We start from the raw sequence: 694 nt of genomic DNA, 5'->3' as shown, positions 1-694 counted from the left end.
GATTTGACATGCTTAGCTTCAAAGGAATGCGCTTTCCGCCCGACGTCATCCTGGTCTGCATCCGCTGGTACGCCGCGTACCCGTTGAGCTATCGACACCTTGAGGAGATCATGGATGAGCGCGGCGTGTCGGTTGACTATTCCACGGTTAACCGATGGGCTATCCGGTTCTTGCCGTTGGTCGAGAAGCTGTCCCGTAAGCACAGACGCAAGGTCGGCAGGAGCTGGCGCATGGACGAGACGTACATCAAGGTCAAGGGCGCCTGGAAGTATCTCTACCGCGCCGTCGACAAGGAAGGGAAAACCGTCGATTTCCTTCTAACGGCACACCGCGACATGGCTGCCGCCAGGCGGTTTTTCGAGAAGGCCATGCGCGAGCAAGACGTCCCCGAAAAAATCGCGATGGACAAAAGCGGTGCCAACAAGGCCGCGATTGATGAGATCAACAACGCCACGGCGGTACCGATTACGGTACGCCAGGTCAAGTACCTCAACAACATCGTTGAGCAAGACCATCGCGCGATCAAGCGCGTAACCAGGCCCATGCTGGGCTTCAAGTCGTTCCGAGCCGCCAGCAATGTGCTGGCAGGCGTCGAGCTGATGCACATGATTCGGAAGGGGCAGTTCGACATCGGCACAGGCGTCTCGATGTCATTCGCAGACCAATTTTACGCACTTGCAGGACAAATCCGTCC

General features: G+C 57.2%; 1 protein-coding gene. It reads left to right on the top strand.

The features are described from left to right. Positions 1-8: 8 nt before the first annotated feature. On the top strand, positions 9-694 hold a 686-nt coding region (locus tag ACFPOU_RS23640), incomplete at its 3' end, for an IS6 family transposase (RefSeq protein WP_379727539.1).

It is taken from the genome of Massilia jejuensis (assembly GCF_042656795.1).
Taxonomy (GTDB): domain Bacteria; phylum Pseudomonadota; class Gammaproteobacteria; order Burkholderiales; family Burkholderiaceae_D; genus Telluria; species Telluria jejuensis.
This window is presented reverse-complemented; position numbering and strand designations above follow the sequence as displayed.